Origin of the sequence: Caballeronia sp. ATUFL_F1_KS4A (genome assembly GCF_023630905.1) — a bacterium.
Lineage (GTDB): Bacteria > Pseudomonadota > Gammaproteobacteria > Burkholderiales > Burkholderiaceae > Caballeronia > Caballeronia zhejiangensis.
Window position 1 is genome coordinate 413,952 of sequence record NZ_JALQEB010000037.1, and the last position, 6,196, is coordinate 420,147.

Annotated in this window: 7 protein-coding genes; 2 read left to right on the forward strand and 5 right to left on the reverse strand. The window is 61.2% G+C overall.

Annotated elements, in window-relative coordinates; translation table 11 throughout:
• Positions 1 to 555 carry a TetR/AcrR family transcriptional regulator gene (locus NCS03_RS25455; RefSeq protein WP_008347818.1) on the reverse strand — a complete coding sequence of 185 codons (555 nt, stop codon included), beginning with the start codon at positions 553 to 555 and terminating at the stop codon, positions 1 to 3.
• 63 nt (positions 556 to 618) lie between these two features.
• Positions 619 to 1,044 carry a hypothetical protein gene (locus NCS03_RS25460; RefSeq protein WP_008347819.1) on the reverse strand — a complete coding sequence of 142 codons (426 nt, stop codon included), beginning with the start codon at positions 1,042 to 1,044 and terminating at the stop codon, positions 619 to 621.
• A gap of 145 nt (positions 1,045 to 1,189) precedes the next feature.
• Here NCS03_RS25460 and NCS03_RS25465 point away from each other — a divergent pair, with 145 nt between their 5' ends.
• Complete coding sequence (locus tag NCS03_RS25465) at positions 1,190 to 2,299, forward strand: peptidyl-alpha-hydroxyglycine alpha-amidating lyase family protein (RefSeq protein ID WP_284504450.1); 1,110 nt, start codon at positions 1,190 to 1,192, stop codon at positions 2,297 to 2,299.
• Positions 2,300 to 2,304: 5 nt separating this feature from the next.
• Here NCS03_RS25465 and NCS03_RS25470 read toward each other — a convergent pair whose 3' ends face one another.
• On the reverse strand, positions 2,305 to 4,275 hold the full coding sequence (locus tag NCS03_RS25470) for an MFS transporter (protein WP_008347821.1): 1,971 nt from the start codon (positions 4,273 to 4,275) through the stop codon (positions 2,305 to 2,307).
• A 193-nt stretch (positions 4,276 to 4,468) separates the two neighbouring features.
• Entirely contained in the window at positions 4,469 to 5,392 is a 924-nt protein-coding gene (locus NCS03_RS25475; protein ID WP_250530053.1) for a DNA-3-methyladenine glycosylase family protein, read from the reverse strand.
• A gap of 160 nt (positions 5,393 to 5,552) precedes the next feature.
• Between NCS03_RS25475 and NCS03_RS25480 the strand changes: the two genes are divergently transcribed.
• The gene (locus NCS03_RS25480) at positions 5,553 to 5,720 is read left to right on the forward strand and encodes a hypothetical protein (RefSeq protein ID WP_250457220.1); all 168 of its coding nucleotides are present in this window, start codon (positions 5,553 to 5,555) and stop codon (positions 5,718 to 5,720) included.
• Between the two features lie 12 nt (positions 5,721 to 5,732).
• Here NCS03_RS25480 and NCS03_RS25485 read toward each other — a convergent pair whose 3' ends face one another.
• A complete protein-coding gene (locus tag NCS03_RS25485) occupies positions 5,733 to 6,095 on the reverse strand; it encodes a hypothetical protein (protein WP_250457222.1) in 363 nt (120 codons plus the stop codon).
• Positions 6,096 to 6,196 lie beyond the last annotated feature (101 nt).

Sequence of the window (6,196 nt, forward strand, 5' to 3'; positions counted from 1 at the left end):
TCACGACGCGCCCGATTTGTCGGATGGCAGAAGCGAGAACAACGTTTCGATCGCGGCGCTCGCGCGGCGCTTGCCATCCGCGCGGCCCATCGCGAGATCGATGACCGCAAGCCCGACGACAAGCGCATGCACCATCGACACATGTTCTTTCGTGACGGCGAGACCCATTGCTTCGAGCATGCGCGTGATGCGTACCGCGACGCCTTCCGCGAGCTCGCGAAAGAGGCTGCGAATGGTTGGCTCTTCGTCGGCGGCTTGCGCGAGCGCCATCAATACGCGCGTGTTTTCGTGGCGCATCGCGACGTTGGCGATCGATGCAGCTGTGATCTTGGGCGATGCTTCGCCCGCGAAGGCATCGACGGCGGCGAGCTGGCCATCGATGGCCGTACGCGCGACAGCTTCGATCAACGCGAGGCGCGTGGGGAAATAATAAGTCAGATGACTCTGGCGCAGACCCGCGCGTGCAGCGACGCGCGGTTGCGTGAAGCCCGAATAACCTTCTTCGCGCAGAGTGGCAAGGGCGGCTTCGAGTATGGTCTGTCGACGATCCTGCACAGGGCGCGATCCACGTTTGGTTGAATTACCAAACCTTAGCGCGGGCGATGCACGGCGTCAACCTTATGAATTGTCATACGACGGTGGTTGCGGATTATGCGCGGGGTTCGTGTCGAACTTGCGGATATCGGTGATCGCAGCGCTCGCGAGCGATCGAAGATCGGCTTCGAGCGCATCGGCGAGTGCCTTGTCATAGACTTCGTCGCCATTCACGTAGAGCGTGAACGCTTCGAGATATTTCGCTTTTTTAGCCGGGTTTTCGATGGTTTCGCGTGTCCACCGATAAAGCGGATAGTGCTCGATGCCATCCCTTTCGGCCTGCGCGACGTAATCCACGAAGGCGTCGTACTGGCATTTCAATTGAGCGTCGTGTTCGATCAGCAGCGCATTGATCGCCGCGAGCTTTTCGTTTGCCGGATCTCGACGCGCCAGCATCGCATACTCGGGCGCGAGACGGATTCGAACTTGATATTGCAAGGATTCAGTCATAACGCCCTTTTCATGTTGAAAGCTATTGATAACTTCGCGTGTGAATAATGCAGTTCATGCACTACACTTCCTCTCGCATCGCGAATCGAACAAGAGGAGAGTAACAGTGAGTCTTCGACATTCGATCTATTGCCCATGTTGCGACATGGCGCCGAACGCCGCAAGCCGCCGCCGCTTTCTTGCGCTCGCGGGTCAAAGCGCCGCCGCGCTCGCGCTCTTTCCGCATCTCGCATACGCCGATAACGACGTACCGTCCATCGCCTACGATTCCGTCCCCGACCCTGTACGCCTGCCTCGCGATATGTACTTCGGCGAATGCTCCGGCGTGGCGTTGAATTCGGCCGGGCATATCTTCGTGTTATCGCGCGGCAATAGCACGGGTCCGGCTTATGGCGCCGCCGCCGCGCAACTGCTCGAATTCGATCGCAATGGACGCTTCATGCGCGAAATCGGCCATAACCTTTATGCCTGGTCGTTCGCCCATACTGTGAAAGTGGATCGGCAAGACAATGTCTGGGTAACGGACAAGGGCTCGGACATGATCATCAAGTTCACGCCTGAAGGCCGCGTCGCGATGGTGTTCGGTCGCAAGCAGGAAGCGTCGGACGAAGAGACTGCGCCGCTCAAGCATCCGAATCCGCCGCTGCCTTCGGAGCCGGGGCGTTTCCGGCAAGTCACCGACGTCGCGTGGGACGCATCGGGAAATACCTATATCAGCGACGGATACATCAACTCGCGCGTCGCGAAGGTCGACAAGGACGGCAACTGGCTCAAGTCGTGGGGCGAGCGCGGGAAGGAGCCGGGGCAATTCCATACGCCGCATAGCATTGCTGTCGATAGAAACGGGCTTGTCTATGTCGCCGATCGAAGCAACCGGCGCATTCAGGTATTCGACGACGAAGGCAATTTTCAGCGGCAAATCACGATCGATGTACCCGTGCCGCCCGATGCGCGTCCGGCTATCGGCAACATGCCCGACGAAGCGGCGATAGCAGCGGGAACATTTGCGCCGGGTTCACCTTGGGCCATTTGCATTTCGCCGGGGCCGAATCAAGTGCTGTATTCCGCCGATGCGTTTCCCGGCCGGATTTACAAGTTATCGCTCGACGGAAAATTGCTCGGCGTACTCGGACGATCCGGCAAGCAATTGAAGCAGTTCGGATGGATTCATGAAATGGCGTGTCCTTCAGAAGGCACTTTGTTCGTCGCGGAGTTGCTCAATTGGCGCGTGCAGAAGCTCCTACTGCATGGGTGATCGCATCACTGCTTCGAGGGCTTCGATCGCATCGACATAATGGGCTTGGGCTGCGCGTCGCATCGATCTTCGCGCCACGCGCGCAACGTATCGAGCGCGACGGAATTGCGCACATAGCGATGCCACACGAATGCGAGATCGAAGATCAGGATCGCGAGCCACCACGCATAGAGAAAGAAAGCGCCACCAAGCACGACGGGCCACAAGGGTTTGCCCGCGAGATCGCCCCATAGTCTGACGCCCACGATCAGCACCATCATCAACGTGCCGAGCGCGACGAGAATACGCCGTCCCCAATGCGGTTTGCGCGGCGCGAGCCAGCCGCTTATTGCGCAGACGAGGCCCGCAAGTACGAAGACCGCCTTGCCGACGACAGGATCGGCGCTATCGCGATGCAGGATATCGGCGAACGGGCTCGCGAGAAAAGCCGCCACGCCGCTCAACAGCACGAACCAGAAGATCAGCGCACCCGCGACGAACGACAGTAGCGCGACGATGCGCCAACGCAGCCATGCGGCCGTGCGATTTGTGCCTCGCGCCTTGACGAGACGCGGAAGGCGTGCGGCAACCGTCGTTCCCATCAAAAGGCAGGCGAGCGCGAACACCGAGCGCGTGAGATAGATGAATTCGGGCGCGGTGCTCGTGCCGCCCGCGCCCGAATCGGAAGTTGCGGTGACAGCTTTATAGATGAAGAACACCGCGAGCAGATGCAGCGCGAAGCTCAGAAGATAAGGAATTGCCGTGCTCACGATGCCGCGAAAATGCCTGTTTTGAGGGGTTTTCGCGGTGCTTCGGTCGAGCACGACGTTCTCGATGAAGTGGCCGAAGACATCGCCGTCGGTCCAGTAATCGGTGTGCGCTTTCCCCGGCAGCCAGTAGCGCGAAAAGCCAATGTCATGCACCGGCTCGAATTCGAATGCGAGACAACCATGACGACCGAGATAGGCGCGCGCCGTATCGAGTGCGAAGCCGACGGGATCGCCGAAGTCATAATAGTTGCGCCACCTGATGCGTGAAGGCAGCGTGATCGGGCCGCCTGGACGCTCGATCTGCGTGACGGCATCGCCCTTGCGTTCGCTCCTTAGCGCCATGCCTTCCCATAGCTTCGGCCATAAAAGGATGTGCTTGTCGATCGGCGAGCCGATGGTCATGAAGCCACGCAGACTCTGCACCCAGTCAGTACCGATGATCTGCTTGCCGTCCTTCGGGTCGATGACGGTCGGTCTCGATAGCGCCTGCAGGATGCCGAGAAAACTGATCACGGTCCCTTCGCTATGCGCGACGATATACACCTCGGGCGCACACTGACAACGCGCGGTGGCGAGCGCGACAAGCCGCTCCATCACACGATGAAAGCGAAAGACGATGGTCTCTCGATGCTGCCTGAAATCCGCGACGAGCTGCACGTCGCCGACATAATCGCGCAGCATCGGCGCGAGATCGAACTTGAAAATGCCGGCTTTCTCCGTCACCGCGAGCAGGCTTTGCATGACGGCCACCGTTTCGACGATCTCTTCGACGACGCCCGACGCGAGCGAAAAGTCCGCGGGTTCGAGCTTGCGTTCATCGACGTTGAGCATGTAGGTCGCTTGCGCGCGACTCACGATCGACAGTCCCCACGCCTTGCTCTCTTCGAGCGTGTCGTCCTGCTTCACGACTTCGCGCGGAATGTCGGCCCAATACACTTCCGCGAAACCGAGCGCCGAATAGAAGTCGCGTTGTTCCGCGGTGTAGGGACCGCCCGGCGGCAGATCGAGCTGGCGCACGTCGACTTCGCCGACGCCCGCGATATCGAAGTAGCCGAGTGGCATCACGGGAAGCGGCGGGTCATAACGCGCGCCGAACTGGCTCGCGACCGAGCGCACCGTGTCACTGTGCAACTGATTGCCGATGCCGTGTATCGCGACAACGATCTTCTGCACGCGCGGCGCTGTCGGCAGTTCGGGCGCGGGCGTCGTTTGCGATGATGCGTCCATGAGCGTCTCCCGATGGCGGTTCGTCAGCGCTTTTCACGTACACGGCTTTGCGGCTTCGGCAGCGGCCCGGCCGCTCGAAGCAGATTAGTTCATTTTTTAGACAATAGTGCGAAATGATCGACGCCGTGTTTGCACTTTGCATGCGTGATGCCGAATGCAGGATGCAACAGCGGTCGATTGCATGCCCGAGAGTTCAGCCGCCGTGTGCAAGTCCTGTTTCCATTGCCACGCCGTTCCACAGATGCATCGCCGCATACGCTCTCCAGGGCCGCCAGCGTTCGGTACGCGCGCGCTGCTGGGCGGGCTTCACAAGCGATGGGTCGCGGCGCGCGATCGCCTGCATCAGGACGAGATCGGCTTCGGGCCAGGCGTCGGGATCGCGCAGCGCACGCATCGCGACATAGCCGACGGTCCACGGCCCGATGCCTGGCATGGCGAGCATGTCGCGTTTCACGCGTTCGGGATCGGCGCCGGGTTCATCGAGAGGAAGCGCGCCGGTTGCGACCGCGTGCGCGAAACGCTGCACGGTCTCGATGCGCTTGGTCGGCATGCCGATCTTCTCCAGATCCGCTGCGGCGAGTTCGGCGGGCGTCGGAAAGCGCCACGCGGTGCCCTCATGCGGATGGCCTTCGATCTTTTTGCCCGCGCGCTGCACGATGCGGTTCATGATCGTCGACGCGCCTTTGACGCTCACCTGCTGCCCGACGATGGTCCGCACCACAAGTTCGAAGCCGGACCACGCACCCGGCACGCGCAGGCCGGGCGCGGCTTCGACGAGCGGGGCGAGCACCGGATCGCCGGCGAGACAGCGAGCGATTTTGTGCGGATCGGCGTGCAGATCGAACATGCGCGCGAGCGGCGCGGCGAGGTCGCCGGCGTGCTGCGCCACCGCACCCTCGACATTCACGACGAGCCGATGCCTGCGTTCATGCGGCCGGACTTCGACGGTGCCCTCGGCGCCTTGCCATTCGATCGCGCGCCGATACACGCCGTCCTCGACCGACTCGACGCCCGCCGACGCGCGACCGCCGATAAATTTCAGCATCCGCGTCCAGTCGAAAGGCCGCTTGAAGGGCAGCTCGAGCGTGGCGGTCGATGTGCTGATGGTCGAATGCATTTTGAATGCCGAATGCGCGATGGTCGAATGAATGCGAATGTTACTCCGGCGAACCGGATGCCCGTCGCGGCGCCAAGCTCATTCTTCGCTAACCCTCGGCGACGACAATGCCTCACATCGACAGCAGCTAGTCCATCTCAGCCAACCGAAGGAGCCGAACATGAACGTCATCTCGATCAGCATCGTCGCCATCGTCATCACCGCTGCGCTCGCGGCCATCGCGCCGGTCACGCACTTCACGCAGCGTGAGATCGCCGTGCTGAGCGCCCATGCCGCGAACACGCGCGCCGAAGTCCAAATCGGCTCGGGTACCGGACTGACGGCGTGATCGATGCGCCGATCAGCGGCGCGTCGCCAGTTCCATCGTGCTCGCGTTGAGCATCTGTCTGAATTCGGGATCGTGGGAAAGAATCTGGCGCGCGCTCGTGAGCAGTTGCGGGCGACGCTCCCACTGATCGGAGCGCACGACGCAGCGCGCGAGCACATCGCCGTAGATCGCATCAAGCCCTTCGCGGTCGTGCGCCGTGGTGAGTCGGGCGATGCGGACTTTCTCGTCACGCGTGAGTCCGCGTGTTAGACAGTCGACGGTCTCGCGGTCCATTCCCGCTTGGGCAGTGTCGAAGTCCGTCGAGAGATAGAAAGTAATGCTCGTGATGACGAACGTCGCGCCGAGTGCGATGCATGCCCCTCGAATCTTGGTCATCGTTTTCCCCGATGGTAGGCTCTGTGAACCGCTTGGATTTCTTGGACAGTGCCGAGCGTTAGTGTTCGGTCTTTCATGAGCCTTCGGCCGTGGGCCGGAGG

Coding starts and splice junctions, on each gene's coding strand:
- NCS03_RS25470 (WP_008347821.1), bottom strand. CDS start 4,275: ATGGACGCATCATCGCAAACGACGCCCGCGCCCGAACTGCCGACAGCG.
- NCS03_RS25460 (WP_008347819.1), bottom strand. CDS start 1,044: ATGACTGAATCCTTGCAATATCAAGTTCGAATCCGTCTCGCGCCCGAG.
- NCS03_RS25465 (WP_284504450.1), top strand. CDS start 1,190: ATGGCGCCGAACGCCGCAAGCCGCCGCCGCTTTCTTGCGCTCGCGGGT.
- NCS03_RS25480 (WP_250457220.1), top strand. CDS start 5,553: ATGAACGTCATCTCGATCAGCATCGTCGCCATCGTCATCACCGCTGCG.
- NCS03_RS25485 (WP_250457222.1), bottom strand. CDS start 6,095: ATGACCAAGATTCGAGGGGCATGCATCGCACTCGGCGCGACGTTCGTC.
- NCS03_RS25475 (WP_250530053.1), bottom strand. CDS start 5,392: ATGCATTCGACCATCAGCACATCGACCGCCACGCTCGAGCTGCCCTTC.